Here is a 20,613-nt window from a genome sequence, read left to right as displayed (position 1 = left end):
CCTAATCGACCGCCATCTCCCCCAATTCCGACCATTCATCCTGATCGACGGTGGTGTTGATGATCTTCGGAGTCTCGGCGAGATAGGCCGGCAGCTCGGCGGTGGCCTTCGCGAAGTGATCACTGTTGACGTGGGCTCCGGCGGCGTCGTCGTCGAAGGCCTCGATGAGTACGTAGGCGTTCGGGTCGTCGATGCTGCGCGACCACTCGAACCAGCGATTGCCCGGTTCGGAGCGCGTGGCCTCGGTGAATTCCTTGCTCAGCGACGGCCAGGAGTCGGCGTATTCGGGCTTGATCTTCCAGGTGGCGACGATGTGGATCATGAGGATCAGCCTAGGACGCCAACCGGTCGTTCGGTGCGTCGATCCGTCTCGTTCTGAGACAGTTCACCTGCGCTTACCGACCGCTAGCTCGGGCGTTGTCGGGGAGGGATAGTGTGGGGTGGAACACACATGGGCATAGGCCCCGAGACGGAGGACACATGCGCGAGATCACCAAGTTCTACATCGATGGCCAGTGGGTCGAGCCGACCGAACTGAACCTCATCGACGTGATCAACCCGGCCACCGAGAAGTCGGCGGGTCAGGTCGCACTCGGCACCGCCGCCGACGTCGATGCCGCCGTCGCCGCGGCGAAGCGGGCCTTCACCACCTGGGGCGTCACCTCCGTCGAGGAGCGCACCGCCGTACTCAACGCCATCGTCGCCGAGTATCAGAAGCGCATGGACGACCTGGCCGCTGCGGTCACCGAGGAGATGGGCGCTCCGGCCGGACTGTCGAAGGCCGCTCAGGTACCGATCGGGCTTGGTCACCTCATGACCGCAGCGGCGACTCTGCCCACCTATTCGTTCGGTGAGGACCGCGGCAGCCACCGCATCGTCAAGGAGCCGGTTGGCGTGTGCGGGTTCATCACCCCGTGGAACTGGCCGCTCAACCAAGTGATGTGCAAGCTGGCCCCGGCCCTGGCCACCGGCTGCACCGTCGTGCTCAAGCCGTCGGAGATCGCGCCGTTCAGCGCGGCCATCGTGGCCGAGATCATGGATGCCGCAGGTGTGCCCGCCGGTGTGTTCAATCTCGTCAACGGTGACGGGCCGGGTGTCGGCGTCGCGTTGTCGTCGCATCCCGACGTCGACATGATCTCCTTCACCGGCTCCACCCGGGCGGGCATCGAGGTCGCGAAGAACGCGGCCCCGTCGGTCAAGCGCGTGGCACAGGAACTCGGCGGCAAGAGCCCCAACATCATCCTCGACGACGAGGACTTCGCGAAGAACGTCGCCGGCGGCATCGCGACGATGATGCTCAACTCGGGACAGTCGTGTAACGCGCCGAGCCGCATGCTCGTTCCCAACTCGCGGCTCGACGAGGTCGCCGAGATCGCCAAGGCCACCGGTGCCGATCTGACCGTCGGCGATCCCAACAGCAGCGTCCGGCTGGGCCCGGTGGTCTCCGAGGCCCAGTTCGACAAGATCCAGGGTCTCATCGAGCGCGCAATCGACGAGGGCGCCAATGCCGTCATCGGTGGGGCGGGTCGACCGGACGGTCTGGAGACGGGCTTCTATGTCAAGCCGACCGTGTTCACCAACGTCACCAACGACATGGAGATCGCCCGCACCGAGGTCTTCGGGCCGGTGCTGGTGGTGATCGGCTACGACTCGATCGACGAAGCCGTCAAGATCGCCAACGACACCGAGTACGGTCTCGCCGGCTACGTGTCCGGCAAGGACCTCGACGAGGTGCGCCGCATCGGCGGGGCGATCCGAGCCGGATCGATCTCGCTCAACGGCGCGCAGGTCGACCCGGCCGCCCCGTTCGGCGGCTACAAGAAGAGCGGCAACGGCCGCGAGTGGGGCGGCGACTACGGCTTCGAGGACTTCCTCGAGGTCAAGTCGCTGCTGGGCTACAGCGCCTGACCCACCGGCCGCAGCGTCGTATGGCGGCGCCTCGGCCACCGCCGACGGCGCTCCTCACCTCGCCGACAGCGTTTTCTCGGGCGCTGTCGGCGCTGTCAAGGGCGCTGTCGGCGGGATCCGGGGCGCTGTCGGCGTTGTCTCGGGCGCTGTCGGCGGGATCCGGGGCGCTGTCGGCGAACAACTGCGGCACGCGGTGACCCATCCGTACCGCGGCGGGCGGCGAACAACGGGTGACCGACCCCATCCCAGGAGGCCCCCATGACCGTCGCCGCATCGCTGGCACGAGTGATCGAAGACCGGATCGGCGGCGACCTGCCGGTGCATCTGACCGCGTGGGACGGCAGCACCGCCGGCCCGCACGACGCGCCCCACGTCGTCCTCTACAGCCGGGATGCGTTGCGGCGCATGCTGTGGCATCCGGGCGAACTCGGTGCGGCGCAGGCCTATGTGACCGGTGAACTCGACGTCTCCGGCGACCTCGATGAGGCGCTGTCCCACGTGTGGGCGGCGGTCACCGAGCGCGGTCTGGGACCGATCCGTCCGACACCCCGTCTGCTGTTCGACCTCGCCCGACTCGCCGTCGAATATCGGCTCCTCGGCCCGCCGATGGCCCCACCGGCCACCCAGGCGCGGGTGCGCGGGCGACTGCATTCGCGAGCCCGGGACCGGGCCGCGATCAGCCACCACTACGACTTGTCGAACGACTTCTACGCGCTGCTCCTCGACGAGCACATGGCATATTCGAGCGCGTTGTGGACCTCCGACGATCCCGGCTACTCGCTGGCCGATGCACAAGCCGACAAGCTGGATCGGGTGTGCCGCAACGTCGGGCTGGACCAGCTGGGGCCGGGAGCCCGCCTCCTCGACATCGGATGCGGGTGGGGTTCGCTGTCGCTGTATGCAGCCCTGCACTACGGCGCTCGCGTCGTCGGCGTGACGATCGCCGCCGAGCAGAAACAGTTCATCGACGCCCGGATCGCCGAACGCGGCCTCGGCGACCTGGTGGAGATCCGCGTCCAGGACTACCGCGAGATCCCTGACACCGGCTTCGATGCCGTCGCCTCCATCGAGATGGGCGAACATGTGGGGCAACGCAACTACCCCACGTACGCGAAGGTGTTGCACGACAAGGTGGTTCCCGGCGGCGGCGTGTGCATCCAGCAGATGTCGCGGCGCGCCGGACACCATCCCGGCGGCGGTCCGTTCATCGAGTCCTTCATCGCCCCCGACATGTACATGCGTCCGGTCTCGCAGACGGTCGGCATGCTCGCCGACGCCGGGCTGCACGTCACCGACATCCGGCACATGGGCCAGGACTACGTGCGCACCGTCGACGCGTGGTACGAGACGTTCGAGAAGAACCAGGCCGCCGTCATCGACCTCGTCGGCGAAGAGATGGCGCGGGTGTGGCGGCTCTACCTCGTCGGCGGGCGCATGGCCTTCCGCGACGGCCGCATGGACGTCGAGCAGATCACGATGCGCCGACCCGCTGCGCCAGCCAGCGCGTGAGAGTGCCGATCACCTCGTCCTTTTCGGGCTCGTTGAAGATCTCGTGACGCAACCCGTCCCAGATGATCAACGTCTTGTCGGTTGACGACGCCAACTCGTCGACGAGCCGGCTGCCGTCGGGGTTGGTGAGCGTGTCCTCGCTGCCGTGCATCACCAGCACCGGCATCCGCAGCGAGGGCAGCCGCGCGGGAAACGACTGCATGGTCGAGACCATCTCGGCTCCGAGACGGGCGGGAATCTTGCCGCGGTGCACCAGCGGGTCGGACTCGTAGTCGGCGACCACCGCCGGATCGCGGCTGATGCTGCCCGAGTCCAGGGCCAGGGTCGGCAAGGTGGGAGCGATCTTGCCCACCAGCTTGGACACCGCGATCAACGGACCGGGTAGATCGTCGCCCGGCATGATCGCCGCCCCGGACAACACCAGTCCGGCAAGGGCTTCGGGGTGATCGAGCGCGTAGTCCAAGGCGATGCACCCGCCCATGCTGTGGCCGATCAAGAAGGTCGGCACGCCGTCGATCCCCATCTCGGAGATCACCCGGGCGAGGTCGTCGGTGTACTGGCTGAACCGGGTGATGCGCATCCGCGCCCCACCGGATCGCCCGTGACCGAGGTGATCGGGAACGGCGACGAGATACCCGGCCCCGGTGAGTGCATCGACGACGTGTCGGTAGCGCCGGCCGTGCTCACCCATCCCGTGTGCGATGACGACCACGGCACGCGGCTCGCCGACATCCGGCCGGTACAGGTCGTAGACGATCGTCTCGCCGTGCGCCCCGCGGAACTGCCGTTCTTCGGCTGCCGACATGGTCACCCCAGCCCGATCCGCGACATCACACTGCGTCCGGCCGATTCGATCGCGCCGAGCGGCTTCAGCGCCGTCTCACCCACCGCGACAAGCACTTCCACCCTGCCGACGACCTTCTCCAGACGGGCGACGACGTCGGCCATCCGATCCACGGTCGCATCGACCATGTTCAGGGTCGTACTCAGCTGGCCCAGGGTGGAGTTGAGCGATTCGATCGTGCCGTCCAGGTCGGACAGCGTGCGGTCGAAGCCGTCGAGCGCCGAGCCCAGGTCGGTCAGGATCGTGTCGACCTGCTCGACGGTCACATCCGCATTGAGTGCGGCCTGCGCCAGCTTCCGGATTCGCTGACGCTCAGCGGGACGCGCCCCCACCCCGTGCACACCTTTGTCTGCCATGGGTGTCATTATCGCTGTTCGCGCGAGGTACAGGGGGCAAATGCGGGCACCCGCAGCTCAGATGTGCACTGCCGCGAGTCGCTGGGCGCGTTCTGCCAACTCTCGTCGGAGCGCAGTCGGCTCGATCACCGACAGCTTGACGTCGAACGACAGCCACCACAGGATCCGTGTCGCGCGCGCCCCGTCGCCGAAGCGCAGCGTCACGCGCACCCCGCCAGCTGTTTCGGTCGCGTCGGAGTCGGGTTCCACGGACAGGACGGATACCGGTCCACGCGTCAGGGCCTCCACCGATTCCGGTGAGCACGCGACCGTCGCGTCGAGCGGAGTGAAACCGGAGCGGAACGCATCCCGACGGCGTTCCCACACCTGCTCGAGATCGACGGAGTCCGCACGGTCGGCGGGCTCGTCGAGAAGGCGCACGTCCGACATCCTCGAGATCCGGTACATACGTTCGTCCCCTTGGGAATTCGCGACCAGATACCAGGTGTCCCCGGCGACGATCAGCCCGATCGGATCGAGAACGCGTTCGGCGGGCTCGGCTCCGGGCCGCTGATAGACCACGGCAATCCGCAGGCCTTCGACGACGGCCTGTTGTACCGGCGGTAGCGCATCGAGGTGGTCGGCCGCTTTCACGAATCCGTCGGGACGCACGAGGATTCGACGGGCCGCGTCGGCCGCCTGGCCGCGGTGCGCATCCGGCAGGGATGCCTCGAGTTTGCGTTTGGCGCGCGCCGCCGCCGGCGAATCGATTCGCCCTCCGCCGGAGAGCAGGGCAATCGATTCGTGCAGCGTCAGTCCAGAGAGGTCCGTCCGATATCCCGGAACCAACGCGAATCCGCCATGGCCGCCGCGTTCGGAGTAGACCGGCACGCCGGACAACGACAGCGCCTCGATGTCACGGAGCACGGTGCGTTCGGAGACCTCCAATTCCGTCGCCAGATCGGCAGCGGTCATCCGGCCCCGTGATCGCACCAGCATCAGAACCGACAACAACCGCTCGGCGCGCATGCGAGAAGTCTGTCAGAAAATCACGACAGAAGGTGTCAGCTATTGCCATCGTCCTATCCATGCGAGCCTCTGTGTGCGCGATCCACGACGGTTACCATTGGTGCCACGTCTGAACTGGGACGAGTCGTCAGCGATCCGGAGATCTGCCACGGACAGCCCGTGATCCGGGGGCTGCGCTACCCCGTGTCCATGCTTCTCGATCTCCTGGCGTCTGGGATGAGCCGGGAAAAGATTCTCGCCGACTATCCCGACCTCGAGTCCCAAGATCTGGTCGCCGCCCTTGAGTTCGGCGCGCTCACCGCAGGTGGCCATCCAGTTCCGTTCGACGCAGCGTGAGGTTCTTGGTCGGCGCGCAGTTACCCACACGCCTGGCCGATCTGTTGAACCGAGCCAGGGCACGAGGCGACTCACTCGTCAGAGCTGGGCGATGGCAATCGGACAATCTATCGAGAAATCTGCAGACGCACCGACCTTGAACACCGCACCGTCATCGCCAGGGACCGCAACCTTTGCGACACCCATTTGTTCAGCAGCACAACATGATCAGTACTCACCGGCTCGCCTCGGGATCGTCAATCGCCCCGCCACTGCGGCAGCAGCCCCGCGGCTACACCTACCCTTTACCGCACCGAAGACATTGGCATGCGCATCATCGGCGCTCCTCGGGCTAAGTTGGGTCATCACAGCGACACGGGGGTCGACGGCAGAGGTAAGAGGTAGTCGCCCATCACAAGAATTCGACTCAACCCCGAATCCGTTTTCGCACAATATCATCGACAAACGAGTCGTCCACACCGAGCCGAGGACCCGAACCGACGATTGCGGGCCCGACAGGGGCACGCACGGCAGGCAGCGACCTATCTGCAATCTCAGCCACGGCGAAGCGGGCATACCGTGCCGCAGTTGCAGCAAGCGAGATGTCGATGGTGCACGCACGTCCGATGGCGATTGCCCGCGCGATCGCGGCGGCTGTCTCGATTCCGGTCAAGGGATCGGCGATCGCGTCGCCGCAGAACACTGGCTGTTCGCGAGTCCCGGCCACCAGTCCCCCCGCGACTGCTGCGTCGTCGCCGAAACCCACCCACTCCGCCGGCGGACCGTGCACGCCGTGTGCGGTGAGCCGGACCCATACTTGTCCGGGCCGCGGAGAGACACTCTTGGCGTCCAGTCCACGACGCCGCAGCGCAGCCGGACGAGATCCCTCGACGACGACGTCGGCGACCGACAGCAGTTGGCGTAGCTTGTCGCCATCGCGATCGAAGTCGACCACCTTCGACAGTTTGCCGCTGTTCATCCAGTCGAAGAAGTGATGATCACCGACACGGGTTCCGTCAGGTCGGCTACGGGTTTCGACTTTCACTACAGTCGCCCCCGCCACCGACAACAATCGTGTGGCCAGTGGACCAGCCCACATCGACGCGAGATCTACCACCAACAATGGGTCGTAACCGGCCTCCGCTGTCGCCTCCGAACGGTGCACGACGAGAGGCTCGTTCGCGGCGGCCTCCCCCAGCACTGCGCTGGGGATTCCGAGTAACCGCGCTCGTTCCACCCAGTACGACGCCGACGCCGATCGCGCGGCGCGTTCGACCGCCTCCCACATGGCTGCTGGCTGGTCGGCGTTCTCATCACTCAACAGCAAGGCGGGTACCGCGGCGATGTCGTCGGGACGGGCCAGCGTCAGCGCAAACCACTCATCGAATGCCTGGATGAGGTGTGTGCCTCCTCCGGCGGATATCTGTCCTCGGCGTTTCCACCCGAGAAGCCCTGCGCGCCCGGACAGCAAGACGTCGGCGCGATCAAAGCCACGACAATCGATCTCGACGCGCCAACCATCGCGCGTGGAGTTGACCGATCGCATGAGCTTCCAGAACTCGTCGAGTCGGCGTTGCGCTTCGGCGAGCACCATTGCGCAGGAGAAGTCCGGTGGGCCTTCGGGCAGTCCGGTCAGATAGGCAAGACCTGAACGCGCCCACTGCTCCGCGGCAGCGAGGTCTCCGTCCCTGTGGTTCATTGCGGAATAGCATACGAAACATGCCCAGCACCGAGTTGTTGATCGTCAACGCAGATGTCGGAGTAGGGCCGTTGCAGCAGATCGCGGTGGGAAAGGGCCGCTCCGGTGCGTCGGTGGTCACCGGCATCAGTAGCGAACTCGACACCGCACCGGGGGTCGTCATCGACGCAGACGGATGTGCCGTAATCACCGGGATTGTCGACCACCACGTCCATCTGTTCGCGATGGCGGCGGCGATGTCGTCGGTGACCTGTGGCCCGCCCACCGTGCACGATCGGACGTCGCTGCACGATGCACTCGCACACGCCGAACCCGACGACGGCGGCTGGATTCGCGGTGTTGGTTACGTCGAGACCGTCGCCGGAGACCTGACTCGAGAAGCCCTTGATGCAATGACCGGGTTTCGACCCACCCGAGTGCAGCATCGCAGCGGAGCCCTGTGGATGCTCAACACCGCAGCCATCGACGCAACCGGACTCGCGCAGTCGGATCATCCCGGTATCGAGCGGTCGGCCAGGGGGGAACCGACCGGCCGATTGTGGCGCGCCGACAGCTGGCTTCGTAGCCGACTGCCCCCCACGGGGCCGCCTGACCTCGCGGCCGTCGGACGAGTCCTCGCCGACCACGGCATCACCGAAATCACCGATGCAACGCCAGATCTCGACGACGACGCAATCGGCCTGATCAAGGACGCAGTCTCAGACGGCACTGTCCCGCAACGTGTTCTGCTATTGGGCGCACCGCTCACCGATCGGCCTGCTGGAAGCACAGCTCGAATCTCGTTCGGACCGTACAAAATCGTCCTTGCCGATTCGGCGCTCGTGCATCCCGACGCTTTGGCATCGCGTATCAAGGCCGCACACGCCGTCGGTCGTTCCGTCGCGATTCACTCCGTCAGCTATGCGGCGCTGGCGATTGCGTTGGCGGCGTGGGGAGACGTCGGCGTTCGTGCAGGTGATCGGATCGAGCACGCCGGCATGGTATCTCCAGACGCCATCGCCGAAATATCTTCTGCCGGTCTGATTGTGGTCACCCAACCCGGCTTTCTCCCCCATCGCGGCGACGATTTCCTCGACGTGTCCGACGACGGCGACCACAACGATCTCTATCGCTGTGGATCACTGATCGCCGCCGGCGTGCCCGTAGCCCTCAGCAGCGACGCACCATACGGCCCGATCGACCCATGGAACAACATCGCGGCCGCGGTCCACCGGCGCACCGCGACCGGGCGCACCGTCGGGGCGTCAGACGATCGGATCAGTGCCCTCGACGCGTTGGCGCTCTACCAGAAACCCGCACGCAATCCAGGTGGTCACGCCCAACGCATCGCGATCGGGCAGCGCGCCGACCTAGTGGTCCTCGACCGCCCGATGCGAGATGTGTTGGCCGACCCCTCACGCACCGCGGCGGTCGCCACCATCATTGACGGACGTAGGGTGTGACCGGACGGATCTCGTCGACGAGACCCCACTGCAGAGCTGTGGCGGCATCGATTATGTCGCCGCTGACGGCCATGTGGAAAGTCCGCCATCGACCTATACGTCGGGGAATGCTGACGGTACCGCCAGCCCCGGGGATCAACCCCATCGACACCTCCGGGAGCCGAAAGTATGCGCCGGGATCGGCTGTGATCCGGCAAGCGAATGCCGGGATCTCGATTCCCGCACCCACACACGCGCCATGTAAGAAGGCGTCGCTTCGATCCGCAACCTGCGCCAGCCGCACAGCTGCGCCAGCCGCGGTACGAACGAAATGGGCGGTTACCGGATCCGGAGTGGTACCGAACTCGGCGAGATCGCCACCGGCACAGAAAACCGGACCACTGGCGCGTATCTCCACCGATCTGATCGAGTCATCGATGATCGCGATGTCCAGCGCAGCGCAGAGAGAATCACGCAGCGCCGCCCCGTAGGCGTTACGACGCTCGGGTCGGTTCAACACGATGACCAGAGTGTCGTTGTCGCGCTCGACCACGACACCATCGTCGACCTCACCGGGCAGATCGCGGTCACCACGCCCGCCCAGCCACATGCTGAACTCGACGCCTCCGAGAAGAGTTGAGTACGCCCACGATTCAACATCGAGACCCGCACGCACCGACATCGAATCACTGGCCCGCAACACCGACGCCAAGATCGCCGACGCCTGCGGGTTGTCCTCGATGTGACTGCACAGCGCCTCAGCAGCAGCATGGACGTCCGGGACTGCTATGGCGCACCGCCTGACGGCATGGGCGCCCGATCGAATATAGACCAGGTCGCAGTAGTTCTGCATCGCGGCCCAATCACCGTCGCCTACCGAGCCGTCAAGGACACCGATCCGAATCGTCTTGTCGAGAGAATCACGATGATCGAAGTGACCCTGCGGCCCTGCGAGATCCACGACTTGAGTGGCGGGAACCGGGAACACGCTGGGAGCCTATCGTGAGAGCGAACCGACGACAACGCCTTCCTCGACGCCGGTAGCTCTCTTCGGTGCCACACCGATTATTGGACGAAAGCAGCGAGATACTGCCCCGCGGAGTGGTGGACTGCGGATCGGCGTGGACTCACGCGTTGTGATCAACGAGTTACGGTGAGTGCTAGTCGTTTTGGTGGGTTTGGTCCAGTGGCGGCGTGTTGTTTGGCGGCGATCACCTTCCTGAGTTCGAGCATGGAAACATCGGACAGGTAGCGGCGGGTGACCTGCCATTCGTCGTGGGCCTCGATCACGACCGCGGTCGCCAGCCGCAGGAACGCCGCTGGGTTGGGGAAGATATCCACAACATCAGCGCGGCGTTCGATCTCCTTGCTGCTCCGTTCGATGGGATTGTTCGACCAGATCTTCTGCCAGTGAGCGTTGGGGAACGCGGTGAACGCGAGCACGTCGGGTTTGGCTTCGGACATCATTGCCGCCACTTTGGGGAACGACATTTCCAGGGTGTCGGCGACCTGATCCCACCGCTCGGCGGGCTCGGTGTGAGTGACGATGGTCTTGACCGCCGCGGTGACCACCGGTGCCTGTTTCGCTGACACCGCCCCGTGCAGGTTCCGCATGAAGTGTACCCGGCATCGTTGCCAGGTCGCGTTGGTGAACTGTTGTGCTGCAGCGGCTTTAAACCCAGCGTAGGCATCGGAGATCGCCAGATGCACCCCGGACAGACCCCACGCTTTGAGGGAGGCGACAAATTCGCGCCAGAACTCGAAGGACTCCGAGTCGCCGACTGCGGTACCCAACACTTCACGCGTGCCGTCGATCGACACTCCCGTCGCTACGACCAACGCTCGTGAGAGCACGTGCACACCGACGCGAACCTTGCAGAAAGTGGCATCGGCGAACACGTAGGGGAACTCGGTGTGGGTGAGCAAGCGCTCGCGGAACGCGGCGATTTCCTGGTCCAGGCCGGCGCAGCTACGGGAGACCTCGGACTTGGAGATCCCGGTCGAGACGCCAAGGGCGTTGACGAGGTCATCAACGCTGCGGGTGGACACGCCGTGGACGTAGGCCTCCATCGCCCCTGCGTGCAGTGCTCTGTCGATGCGTCCGCGTCGTTTTAGCAGGCTCGGGAAGAACGATCCGGACCGCAGCTTGGCGATCTTGACTTCGACATCACCCGAGGTCGTCGACACGTTCTTGGTGCGATGGCCGTTTCGGTGAGTCGAGCGTTCCACGGAACGCTCATAGCGGCCGGCACCGCTTTTCTCGCTGGCTTCAGCCTCAACCAGGGCTTGTGGACCAGCTCGGATCAACCCGGCGAATACCGCCCCGGAATCAGCGGCCGTAAGTGCGTCGAGTTGGGCGAGCAAGGCAGAGTGGTCGTGGGTCATCGCGTACGTGTTCCTTCTGTGAGTCACCTTGGTCGGTAACTCACCGACCACTACGCGATGGCCCACCCACAGCCCCAACGACACGCCGCACCAGACCGAACCTGGCTCAGCTGACGTCACCCCCGAAACCCCACCACCCCAAGGGACTTACCCTTCACGAACCGCATCGCGTTGCGGATCAGGTGCACCACACACGTTTGCACCACCTCCAGCGGCCAGGTTGCCTCGATCGCCTCGGGGAACCCGCTCGGCCCGCTAAAGCACACGATCACCACGTCCTTGACGCCACAGTTGGCCAGATTCGCACACACGCCGGCCCAGAAAACTCAGACACGCTCCGACCGGAACTGCGCGACGACGTTGCGCCGCACCAGTTTGCCTGTCTCGGTCCGCGGCAACTCGTGCCAGAAGACGATCTGGTCAGGAGTCTTGCTCGACCGAAGGGTGCCACGAACAAACTCGCGCAACTCGTCGGACGTTGCGCTCGCCCCTTCGTGGAGAACGACCACGGCGACGACGCACTGGCCCCACTCCTCGTCGGGGATCCCGATCACCGCCACGTCCGAAACCGCCTCATGGCGGTAGAAGACGCTCTCGATCTCAGCCGGCGCAATGTTCTCGGCGCCCCGGATGATGGTGTCGTCAGTACGCCCGCCTACGAACAGGTAGCCGTCCTCGTCGAGGAAGCCCTCGTCTCGCGTGTCGAAGAATCCGCGCTCGTCGACCATGCGGCCGATGCCGGCGTACTCCGCGGAGACCTGCTCCCCGGAAATCCAGATGTGACCCCGTTCGCCGGCCCTTACCGCCCAGCCCTCGTCGTTGCGGATCTCGATCTCGACCCCAGGCACCGCGCGACCCACCGAGCCGAGCCGGACCCGCACGAAAGGGTCCGGCGACTCATACGCGGCCCGGTGGTCGTCGGGTGACAGCAGGGCGACCGTCGAACTCGTCTCGGTGAGCCCATACGCATTCACGAAGTTGACCTCGGGCCAGGTCTCCATCGCGCGACGGATGACCGGAGCAGGCATCGGCGCACCACCGTAGGCGAGGTTTCGCAGCGAGGGAGCGGACTTGTCACCGTCGAAGTCCACGATCCGAGCGAGCATCGTCGGCACCACCAGCGCGCTGGTGATCTCCTCCGAGCGCACGGTCCCGAGCCACTCGGACGGCTCGAAGCGGTCGAGCACGATGGTGCGGCGCCCGGCGAAGAGGTTCGAGATGACGTTGGCGACCGCGGCGATGTGGTAAGGCGGCACGCTGACCAGCGCTGCCTCCTCCTCGTCGGCGCTGGCGAACTCGACGGTGCCGAGGACGTACGAGGTCAGGTTGGTGTGCCGCAGCAGCACGCCCTTCGGCGCGGACGTCGTACCTGAGGTGTAGATGATCGCCGCCGGCGCATCACTCTCGACGAGACTCGCCTCAAGCTCGGCGCCGACGGTCGTCTCCGCGACCCACTGTTCGGTGGTCCGGGCACGCTCCCCACCGCGAGCGAGAAGGCCGGTCGCGGTGGGATCCACGATCATCAACGCGCCGGGGTGCTTGTCGAGGAGATCGACCAGCTGCTCCTCGCCGAGCCGGAAGTTCAGCGGCACCAGCGGCACACCGGCATATGCTGCGGCGAACATGGCGACCGGGAAGGCCGGTCCGTTGACCGCGACGTAGACGATCGCCTCGGCCTCGGTCGCGGCCACCAGCTCCGCACCGCGCAGCGCCGCCTGGCGCAGGTCGCCCGCGGTCAAACCATCGGTGCGGCGGCCGACGACCACCCGGTCGCCGAAGCCGTCCGCGGCCATTTCGAGCAACATTGTCAGGTTCATGCGGGGCAACTCCTTCTTCGTAGAGCACACTCGGCGGACGTGTCCGCCCAAAGATGCTAACCCTCGATAGGGACTTTTATCTATATCAGTTACCTAATTGGCGGGCGCGCGCCGGCATCCTGGAACTCCCCTGCGCCAAGTACGTGATGGTCGACATCTCCTGTTCCGCCAGTTCCTGATCGCACCCGTACGACCGACCTCACATGGCTGGTAGGGGCACCGTTGCGTCCGGCATAGTAGGTTGACTAGGCCGAGTATTCTTACGATGTATAAGCCGAGGAGGACCGATGGCGACGAGTCCGCTCACCGAGGACGCGATCGTTGACGCGGCGCTGGCGATCGTGCGTCGCGACGGCGTCGGCGCTCTGTCGATGCGTGCGCTGTCACGAGAGCTCGGAGTCTCGGCGATGGCGGCCTACTACTACGTCGCAAACAAGCAGGAACTGCTCGACCTCGTCGCAGCTCAAGCATTGGCGAAGATTCTCACCACCGACTTGGGCAATGAGACTTGGCCGGTCCGCCTGCGCACGCTGATCGACCGGATCGACGCCACCCTGCGACAGCACCGTGGCGTCGGCGAGGTGCTTCTGGACCGAATGCATAGCACCCAGCGCGACGTGATGCGAACCATCATGGAGTTGCTCTCCGAGGCCGGCTTCGACGACACCGATGTGGTGCGCGCCTACGCCCTGATCCACACCTACTTGTTCGGTCGCTACCGCGTGACTCTGCAAGGCGACACTCGACGCGACGACGTCGCCGACCCCACCGACATCGTCTCTCGCGCAAGCTCCGTCAGCGCAGAACTGCACGGCGCGGACTTCTACGACTTCGGGGTGGAGACCCTGATCCGCGGGCTGCAGACCCGCGTACCCGCACCGCAACCCGTTCTGGAAAGGACACAGGCATGAGTGAACCGACAAGACAACTCCCCCCGGAGGAGGAGGAGCCGATAGGCAACCCCAGCTTCGAGCTCTGGGTCCGTGATGGTGAGCCCGTCGTGAGCGGTTCGTACTTCCTTCATCCGCCGCTGCGCGCCGTGCAGGCGGAGTGGGACACCGCAGACGCCCACAAGTTACTCGTCCGCGCTGATGATGGCTCGGCGTGGTACGCCGATGACGTGCCGCGCGAGGGCCGGCTGAGCGTTGTACTCCACCCGGTCGACGGCGATCATCCGGCCCTACAGAAGGCCGAAGCGGTCGCCCACTTCGCGGCGGAATGACCTCACGACAATGGGTGGGCCGATCGTCCGATCAGCCCACCCATGCCAGCGGAGCCACTCAGCGATAACGGATTCGTTGTCTGCGCCGAGCGCTGCGGGGCGCCTCAGCCCGGAGCCGGCGCGCTCATCAACACGCTGCCAGCGGATCGGAAGCATCACGTAGGGCCACTGCCCGCGCTCGCGCTCCAGGAGGCCACGGGCGGTGAAGAGGTCGAATCGGGCGATTGCAGCACAGTGCTGCCGGGTACGTCCCAGTCGACGAAGCGCTGCTGCCGCGTCGCCGATGCGAAGACCGGCTTGAGCTGGCGGTGCAGTTCGTCGTCACCGAAGCCGAACTCGATGTCGTCGCAGAAGTGGTGGTCGACGAGGTCCGGTCGCCCGACGCCCGCGCGGAACCGCTCGAAGAACTTGAGTTCGACCGCGCCGAACAGGACGGAGCATCCATCGCTGCTGGGATGGACGCCGTAGAGCGGCCCCACCGCGCGGTCGTGGGCGATGGCGGAAGGTGCGCGGGTCGTCAGCGTCACGCAGGTCGGGCTCATCTGAGCGGCGCCCCCACATGTGCGACTTGGAACTGCTCGCTCTCCCTCTCCGCGTACGACGGGATGGGCGTAGGCGTCAGCCGCGGCGCCTCCCGAGCCGGGGACGATCTCGTCCAGCTGCACGAGCGTGTCGGCGCTGAGCCGGATGGCGATGGCGAGTGCGCCCAGCGAGTCGTCGAGCGGCCTTCTGCAGAACGCCGCCGAGGAATCCGCCACCCGAGGGGCTCCACGCGATCACGCCGAGGCCATAGTCCAGGCACGCAGGCAAGGAACTCCGAGCTCCACATCCCGGCCGTGAGGTTGTCGATGCTCTGCTCCGAAACCAAGCCGAGGAGTCCACGCCCCGTGGCGGCCTCGTTGCCCTTCGGATGTGCCGTACCGACGGGCGTTCGGCCAGTCGGGTGCGCCAGTCGTACAACTTGGCGGCGATCACGGGACTTGTCACGCCTCAGACCACCCTGCGCGAACCAGTGACCGATGATCTTCTCCGGGCCGCTGGGACCGCCGTACGCGTCGGCGGTGTCGACGAAACTGGTGCCCTGCTCACCACCACCCCTGGACCGACCAGTGCATTTATTCAGATCTTCCTGCATATAGTCGATCTATGACCGGAACAACCAGTTCACAGCGGCGCGGGCGGGCGATCGCAATGGACCAGGGCGAGCGCGATGCCTTCCTCGGCCAGGGGCGCATGTGCCGCGCGGCCCCCCTCGGTGCCGACGGCCGGCCGCACAACTCTCCGCTGTGGTTTGTCTGGGACTGCCAGTCGCTCTGGCTCAACTCGATCGTGAGATCGCAGCGCTGGGTCAACCTGCAGCGAGACCTTCGGGTCAGCGTCGTCATCGACGCCGGCACCGACTTCTCGGAACTGCGCGGCGTCGAGTTGATCGGATCGGTGGAGCAGGTGGGCAACGCGCCGCGGACCGAGAACGCCGACGAGAGCCTCGCAGTTCCGGAGGGACTGTTCGGCGACAAGTAGGCGGCGGCACGTTCTTCATCAACTGTCGGCCACGCGTAGCTGCGCCTCGTGCCTGCGCTCACAGTCAGTTGGGACTTCCACAAGACCGCTCACTGAGCGACGGTCAGGACCCGGCAAAAGCCACAGCGGCGGCGTGGACATCCACGCCGCCGCTGTTTTGTGCATCGCGCTCCGATCAGTTCAGGTCGAGGTTGCCCGGGGGCTCACCGATGTGCGGGAACAGGTCGAGGAACGATCCGATCGTGACTCGGTGACGGACCTTCTGATCGACCCCGTCGAACAACTCGTGCAGCGTCTTCTGAGTGTGCCCGTACGTGCCCTCGAGATGCGGATAGTCGCTGCCCCACATGACGTTCTGATAACCCATCGAGGTGACCGCGTCGACGGCCGTCTCATCATGCTGGAACGAGACGTACACCTGTCGATAGATGTACTCCTTGGGCAGCAGCGACAGCTTCGGGCGGACGAACATGCCGTGCTGGCGGTAGCCCTCGTTCATCCGGTCGCCTATGAAGGGAGCCCACGCGGCACCGCCCTCGGCGATGAGAACCTTGAGGCTCTCGTAGCGGTCAAGCACACCGCCCGCGATCAGCTGGGTGGTGGCGCGCTGGCCGCCGTACGTCGTCTCGACGTAGTTCATCACCGCGCCGCCTGGACCACGGTAATGGACCGTGACGCCGGCATCGGTGCCGATATGGATGGTCAGGATCAGGCCGGTCTCGGCGATCGCCGCCCACATCGGCTCCCAGACCGGGTCGTTGTAGGTGGGCATCCCCTGGGGCGGCACCGTGGGCAGGTAGACCGCGTAGAAGCCGCGCTCCTTCGCGCGATAGACCTCCGCAGCCGCGTCCTTGGCGTCCAGCAGCGGCAGCATTGCGGTAGCGATCAGACGGTCGGGGGCGACATTCTGGATCTCTTCCATTGCCCAGTCGTTGACGGCCTTGGACCCTTCCCGGACCAGCACCGGATCCTTGATCATGTTCGCCCACATACCGAGCGACGGGAACGTGATCTCGCCCCAGACGCCCTCCTGGTCGAGATCCTTGAGACGCTCGTAGGTGTTCGTCGCGCCCGGCGGGCGAGCGCTGAGGGTCTCGATTGTCTGCCCCTTGAACTCACCGTCCTTGATCGGACGCGGGAGAGGCCGCTCGAAGGAATCCCCGTCGATGTAGACGGTTTCCTTGGTGCCGTCCGCACTCTTCTCCGATCTTGGCATCCGCTCCGCGAGATCACGGGGCAGCCGCTCACTGAAGATATCGGCCGGCTCCAGGAAGTGCGAGTCACCAGAGTTTGCCCAGATCTTGCGTTCCATCAACATCTCCATTCGCTTGGCTCTGATAGTCACCTTACAGCGTAAGAACGCTAGGTCAAGGGACACTTGAACAGGTTCCGCTCCAGGACCCGCCCGCCGAGGAGGATCCTCCCGCGATCCCCTCCTATTATCTACCTTAGTCAGCGAGTTGAGATTTGCCATCGAACCACGGGAGGAATGACGAATGGGCAAGCCGGAGGGCCAGGTGGCCTTCTCTCCGGAGCCACGGGGTCGGGGCGGCGGGGCGGGGCACACGCCCTCCGTATGGCCCAGGAGGGCGCCGACGTCGCACTCGACGGCGTGTGCGGCCGGGTCGAGGCACTGGGCAGCCGAGTCGTTTGGACTGCGGTCGCTATCCGCGACCTGTCAGCGCTCGAGGAACTCGTCGGCCGCAGGATCGCCGAACTGGGCCGACGCGAACTGGGCCGACTCGACGTCGTGGTGGCGAGTGCCGGAATCTCGACCTGGGACGGACCTGAGAGATGCCGGCTGATCGTTGGCAGGACATGATCGACATCAACGTCACCGGCACATACACCACGTTGCGAGCGTCGATCCCGGCCATGATCGAGGACGACAACGGCGGGTCCATCATCTGCGCCAGCTCCGTCGCAGAACCAAGGGCCCGCCAGGACGCCGCAATCGCCTTTTCGCCCTACCGGGTCCGCGCGACCCCGGACCATCTGCGAGGCTCAGCTACCAGTGATGGCACTGGAAGGCGTCAAGGGAAGCGACAAGATGTTCACCGAGAGCCCGTAGTACCAGGCAGTGATGGGCCAGTACCGGTTAAATCCGCTAATTTCCAGCGCGGAGGACATCGCCAACGCTTCGACTTCCTGGCGAGCGACGACGCCCGAACCATCACCGGCACGCAGTGCCGACTGCCGACGACGGCGCCACCAAGATCTGACCGCCGCAGCCGGCACCGGTCAGGCACGGCGCCGGAGTCAAATCCCGGCGCCGCGCGCCAACTCGTCCTGCTCGGCGAGCCACGCCCGATGGCGCTCGAAGTGGGCACGGTCGCGCAGCACCATCGTGGCCTCGGCCCGCCCCAGGAGGGCTCCGGTGGTCGCCAGCCGAAGCTCCGCCTCGACGAACCACCGACCCTCCTCCTTGCGTACTGCCCACGCCTTGGCCCGGAGGGGCCGCTCGATCGGCACCGGCTTCAGGTAGGAGACCGTCATCTGGCCAGTCACTGCCAACCGACCGGAAAGCAGGGTGACATGGCCGGTCACCTCGTCGAACGTCGCTGCGATCCAGCCGCCGTGGGCAACCCCCGGGCCGCCCTCGTGCTCAGCACCGCACACGAGCGTCGTCTCGACCGAGCCGTCGGTCATGAGCTCCTCCCGTCCGAGACCGAGCTGGCAGCACCCGCGCCGCTCACACGCGCAACACAACGCGATGCCGACCTCCGACGGCGGCCGCGTGAAATCCGCACCTGCCCAAGCACTTTCAGCCATCATCACTCCTATTCAGATCATTTAACCTATGCAAAAGATTGTAATGTCGGTAGGCGCCCTTTACGCTATACAAAATGATGGGGGTCACACCCCCGTCATCCGATAGGAGGGTGGCTTGAACCGCTTCACGAACAAGGTCATCGTTATCACCGGTGCGGGTCAGGTCTCGGGCCGTGAAATCCCCGAGGCGTGGTCCATCAAACAGCAGGTGATGACTCTGTGATCTCAGACGAGGAACTGTTGGAGGCCTTCGCCGGCTATGGCGTCGAGCGGGACAACGCGTCGCACTTCCGCGGCCGTCTCGAGCACCGGCTACTGATCAACCGCTGCGGGGACTGCGGCGGTTGGCACCACCCGCCGCGGCCGGTCTGTCCTTCTTGCTGGTCTACCGACGTCAGCGCAGAGCCGGTCAGCGGCAACGGCAGCATCTACCTCTGCATCTTCATGCACCAGGGCCCGCCGATTCCGGGCGTCGACTACAGCACTCCGTACCCGCTGGTGACGGTCGAGCTCGACGAACAGCCCGGCCTGCGCTTCACCGCCACCGTCATCGGCTCCCCCAATGACGACATCGCGATTGGAGAGCGCGTCCACCTCGACTGGATCGAGCGCGGCGGCGTGCCGGTTCCCGCGTTCCGACTGGGAGATGAATCATGATCACGTCACGCAATCCGATGCGCGACAAGGTTGCCTTCGCGGGTGTCGCGACAACCGGAATGACGGCGACCAACAGTGGCCGCAGCCAGGCCTCCCTTGTCGCCGAGGCGTGCATCAAGGTGCTTCAGGAGTCAGGGCTCACAGCCAAAGACGTCGACGGCATCTGCGGCACCAATCCGAGCGCTCCGTCTGTTCAGTCCATGCTGGGTATCCCGGAGGTGACCTGGTTCGCCAATCCGATGATGCCGCTCGTCAACCACATCGCGGCGGCTGCGAGCGCGGTGGCCTCGGGGATGTGCGAGACGGTCCTCGTCTACCACGGTGCCTATCGTCTGCCGTGGAACACCGGCTCAGCGTGGAAGGACCCGTTCCGTCGCAGCGCCGCAGTCGGCGGACTGCCGATGAACGGCGTGGTCGACAGTGTGTCGGCCTCGTCCGGGTATACGGCCTGGGCTTCTCGTTACATCCACGAGTTCAAGGTGCCGCGAGAACATCTTGGCTATGTCGCCATCAACGGCCGCTCCAACGCCGTCCTCAATCCCGGTGCTGCGATGCGCGAGCCGCTCACCATGGACGACTACCTGTCGGCACGGATGGTGCGCTGGCCGCTGTGTCTTTACGACATGGACATCGCGGTGGACGGCGCAGACGCGTTCGTCATCACCACGCCGGAGCGAGCTCGCGATCTGCCGCACCCACCCGTCCTGGTCGACGCCGTCGCCCTTGGCATGGCCGCGAAAAACGACGAGGACCAAAGCGTCGATCTCGATCACCACGGCCAGCAGATCACGGTCCAGGCTCTCAAGGCCAAAAGCGACTTCTGGATCGAGGACTGCGACGTCTACTACCCGTACGACGGCTTCACGATCATCACGCTGAACTGGTTCGAAAACGTCGGCTGGTGCGGCCGCGGCGAGGCAGGCGAGTTCCTCGCCCAGCACTGGGACACCGAGAAGCAGCGCGTCCTGATCAACGGACGAGTGCCGATAAACACCCACGGCGGTTCGCTCTCCGAGGGTGGCACGCAGGGCTCGGGCCACCTTCGCGAGGCCGTCCTCCAACTTCAGGGCCGAGCCGGCTCGCGGCAGGTCGACGGCGCTCAGCGCGCCATCGTCACCGCCGGCGGATTCTTCTTCAACGCCCAAGGCGTCACACTCCACCGCTCGTGAGAGGTAGCAA

21 protein-coding genes and 2 pseudogenes are annotated in these 20,613 nt (G+C 65.5%); 11 read left to right on the top strand and 12 right to left on the bottom strand.

What is annotated here, in order from left to right; all coding sequences use genetic code 11:
- Window position 1: 1 nt before the first annotated feature.
- On the bottom strand, window positions 2-322 hold the full coding sequence (locus J6U32_RS11150) for a putative quinol monooxygenase (protein WP_208795497.1): 321 nt from the start codon (window positions 320-322) through the stop codon (window positions 2-4).
- A gap of 158 nt (window positions 323-480) precedes the next feature.
- Here J6U32_RS11150 and J6U32_RS11145 point away from each other — a divergent pair, with 158 nt between their 5' ends.
- Complete coding sequence (locus tag J6U32_RS11145; RefSeq protein ID WP_208795496.1) at window positions 481-1,908, top strand: aldehyde dehydrogenase family protein; 1,428 nt, start codon at window positions 481-483, stop codon at window positions 1,906-1,908.
- A 258-nt stretch (window positions 1,909-2,166) separates the two neighbouring features.
- Window positions 2,167-3,417, top strand: coding sequence for an SAM-dependent methyltransferase (locus J6U32_RS11140; RefSeq protein ID WP_208795495.1), 1,251 nt, complete (start codon window positions 2,167-2,169; stop codon window positions 3,415-3,417).
- Here the strand turns inward: J6U32_RS11140 and J6U32_RS11135 are convergent.
- The 3 genes from J6U32_RS11135 to J6U32_RS11125 are packed head-to-tail and all read right to left on the bottom strand — an operon-like array spanning window position 3,380 to window position 5,625.
- A complete protein-coding gene (locus tag J6U32_RS11135; protein WP_208795494.1) occupies window positions 3,380-4,222 on the bottom strand; it encodes an alpha/beta hydrolase in 843 nt (280 codons plus the stop codon). The genes J6U32_RS11140 and J6U32_RS11135 overlap by 38 nt on opposite strands.
- Window positions 4,223-4,224: 2 nt before the next feature.
- Window positions 4,225-4,617: a hypothetical protein gene (locus tag J6U32_RS11130; protein ID WP_208795493.1), complete on the bottom strand. Its 393-nt coding sequence runs from the start codon at window positions 4,615-4,617 to the stop codon at window positions 4,225-4,227.
- 57 nt (window positions 4,618-4,674) lie between these two features.
- Window positions 4,675-5,625 (bottom strand): helix-turn-helix transcriptional regulator, encoded by a 951-nt coding sequence (locus J6U32_RS11125; RefSeq protein WP_208795492.1) that lies wholly within the window; start codon window positions 5,623-5,625, stop codon window positions 4,675-4,677.
- A gap of 159 nt (window positions 5,626-5,784) precedes the next feature.
- Here J6U32_RS11125 and J6U32_RS27390 point away from each other — a divergent pair, with 159 nt between their 5' ends.
- Complete coding sequence (locus J6U32_RS27390) at window positions 5,785-5,961, top strand: DUF433 domain-containing protein (RefSeq protein ID WP_348273372.1); 177 nt, start codon at window positions 5,785-5,787, stop codon at window positions 5,959-5,961.
- 406 nt (window positions 5,962-6,367) lie between these two features.
- On the opposite strand, the gene J6U32_RS11115 is transcribed toward J6U32_RS27390, so the two are convergent.
- The gene (locus tag J6U32_RS11115; RefSeq protein WP_208795491.1) at window positions 6,368-7,639 is read right to left on the bottom strand and encodes a CoA transferase; all 1,272 of its coding nucleotides are present in this window, start codon (window positions 7,637-7,639) and stop codon (window positions 6,368-6,370) included.
- 20 nt (window positions 7,640-7,659) lie between these two features.
- Between J6U32_RS11115 and J6U32_RS11110 the strand changes: the two genes are divergently transcribed.
- Complete coding sequence (locus J6U32_RS11110; RefSeq protein WP_208795490.1) at window positions 7,660-9,081, top strand: amidohydrolase family protein; 1,422 nt, start codon at window positions 7,660-7,662, stop codon at window positions 9,079-9,081.
- Here J6U32_RS11110 and J6U32_RS11105 read toward each other — a convergent pair.
- The 4 genes and pseudogenes from J6U32_RS11105 to J6U32_RS11090 form a co-directional block, all read right to left on the bottom strand.
- Window positions 9,059-10,048 carry an enoyl-CoA hydratase/isomerase family protein gene (locus J6U32_RS11105; RefSeq protein ID WP_244332808.1) on the bottom strand — a complete coding sequence of 330 codons (990 nt, stop codon included), beginning with the start codon at window positions 10,046-10,048 and terminating at the stop codon, window positions 9,059-9,061. The genes J6U32_RS11110 and J6U32_RS11105 overlap by 23 nt on opposite strands.
- A gap of 152 nt (window positions 10,049-10,200) precedes the next feature.
- Complete coding sequence (locus J6U32_RS11100) at window positions 10,201-11,445, bottom strand: IS256 family transposase (protein ID WP_208795489.1); 1,245 nt, start codon at window positions 11,443-11,445, stop codon at window positions 10,201-10,203.
- A 155-nt stretch (window positions 11,446-11,600) separates the two neighbouring features.
- Window positions 11,601-11,768 (bottom strand): annotated as a pseudogene (locus J6U32_RS11095) (transposase); the annotation flags it as partial.
- A gap of 3 nt (window positions 11,769-11,771) precedes the next feature.
- Window positions 11,772-13,262, bottom strand: coding sequence for a class I adenylate-forming enzyme family protein (locus J6U32_RS11090; RefSeq protein WP_208795488.1), 1,491 nt, complete (start codon window positions 13,260-13,262; stop codon window positions 11,772-11,774).
- A gap of 287 nt (window positions 13,263-13,549) precedes the next feature.
- Here J6U32_RS11090 and J6U32_RS11085 point away from each other — a divergent pair, with 287 nt between their 5' ends.
- Window positions 13,550-14,173, top strand: a complete 624-nt coding sequence (locus tag J6U32_RS11085) for a TetR family transcriptional regulator (RefSeq protein WP_208795487.1) — start codon at window positions 13,550-13,552, stop codon at window positions 14,171-14,173.
- The gene (locus tag J6U32_RS11080) at window positions 14,170-14,484 is read left to right on the top strand and encodes a hypothetical protein (RefSeq protein ID WP_208795486.1); all 315 of its coding nucleotides are present in this window, start codon (window positions 14,170-14,172) and stop codon (window positions 14,482-14,484) included. Before J6U32_RS11085 ends, J6U32_RS11080 begins: the two co-directional genes overlap by 4 nt.
- Window positions 14,485-14,639: 155 nt before the next feature.
- Here the strand turns inward: J6U32_RS11080 and J6U32_RS11075 are convergent, their stop codons facing one another.
- Window positions 14,640-15,242, bottom strand: coding sequence for a hypothetical protein (locus J6U32_RS11075; protein ID WP_208795485.1), 603 nt, complete (start codon window positions 15,240-15,242; stop codon window positions 14,640-14,642).
- A 388-nt stretch (window positions 15,243-15,630) separates the two neighbouring features.
- Between J6U32_RS11075 and J6U32_RS11070 the strand changes: the two genes are divergently transcribed.
- The gene (locus J6U32_RS11070) at window positions 15,631-16,005 is read left to right on the top strand and encodes a pyridoxamine 5'-phosphate oxidase family protein (protein WP_244332806.1); all 375 of its coding nucleotides are present in this window, start codon (window positions 15,631-15,633) and stop codon (window positions 16,003-16,005) included.
- Window positions 16,006-16,180: 175 nt separating this feature from the next.
- On the opposite strand, the gene J6U32_RS11065 is transcribed toward J6U32_RS11070, so the two are convergent.
- Entirely contained in the window at window positions 16,181-17,317 is a 1,137-nt protein-coding gene (locus tag J6U32_RS11065) for an amidohydrolase family protein (protein WP_208795483.1), read from the bottom strand.
- Window positions 17,318-17,581: 264 nt separating this feature from the next.
- Between J6U32_RS11065 and J6U32_RS11060 the strand changes: the two genes are divergently transcribed.
- Together J6U32_RS11060 and J6U32_RS27865 are read left to right on the top strand one after the other, a co-directional pair.
- Window positions 17,582-17,827, top strand: a complete 246-nt coding sequence (locus J6U32_RS11060; RefSeq protein ID WP_208795475.1) for a hypothetical protein — start codon at window positions 17,582-17,584, stop codon at window positions 17,825-17,827.
- Window positions 17,800-17,874, top strand: a pseudogene (locus J6U32_RS27865) (hypothetical protein); the annotation flags it as partial. The gene J6U32_RS11060 and the pseudogene J6U32_RS27865, both read left to right, overlap by 28 nt.
- 390 nt (window positions 17,875-18,264) lie before the next feature.
- On the opposite strand, the gene J6U32_RS11050 reads toward J6U32_RS27865, so the two are convergent.
- Entirely contained in the window at window positions 18,265-18,654 is a 390-nt protein-coding gene (locus tag J6U32_RS11050; protein ID WP_208795473.1) for a PaaI family thioesterase, read from the bottom strand.
- A 342-nt stretch (window positions 18,655-18,996) separates the two neighbouring features.
- On the opposite strand from J6U32_RS11050, the gene J6U32_RS11045 reads away from it, so the two are divergent.
- Window positions 18,997-19,434, top strand: coding sequence for a Zn-ribbon domain-containing OB-fold protein (locus tag J6U32_RS11045; RefSeq protein WP_244332805.1), 438 nt, complete (start codon window positions 18,997-18,999; stop codon window positions 19,432-19,434).
- A complete protein-coding gene (locus J6U32_RS11040; protein WP_244332803.1) occupies window positions 19,431-20,603 on the top strand; it encodes a thiolase C-terminal domain-containing protein in 1,173 nt (390 codons plus the stop codon). The genes J6U32_RS11045 and J6U32_RS11040 overlap by 4 nt, the downstream gene beginning before the upstream one ends.
- The last annotated feature ends 10 nt before the right edge of the window (window positions 20,604-20,613 follow it).

The organism is Gordonia polyisoprenivorans, from assembly GCF_017654315.1.
GTDB lineage: Bacteria > Actinomycetota > Actinomycetes > Mycobacteriales > Mycobacteriaceae > Gordonia > Gordonia polyisoprenivorans_A.
The sequence above is the reverse complement of the archived record's forward strand: the minus strand, read 5'-3'. Positions and strand labels throughout refer to the sequence as shown.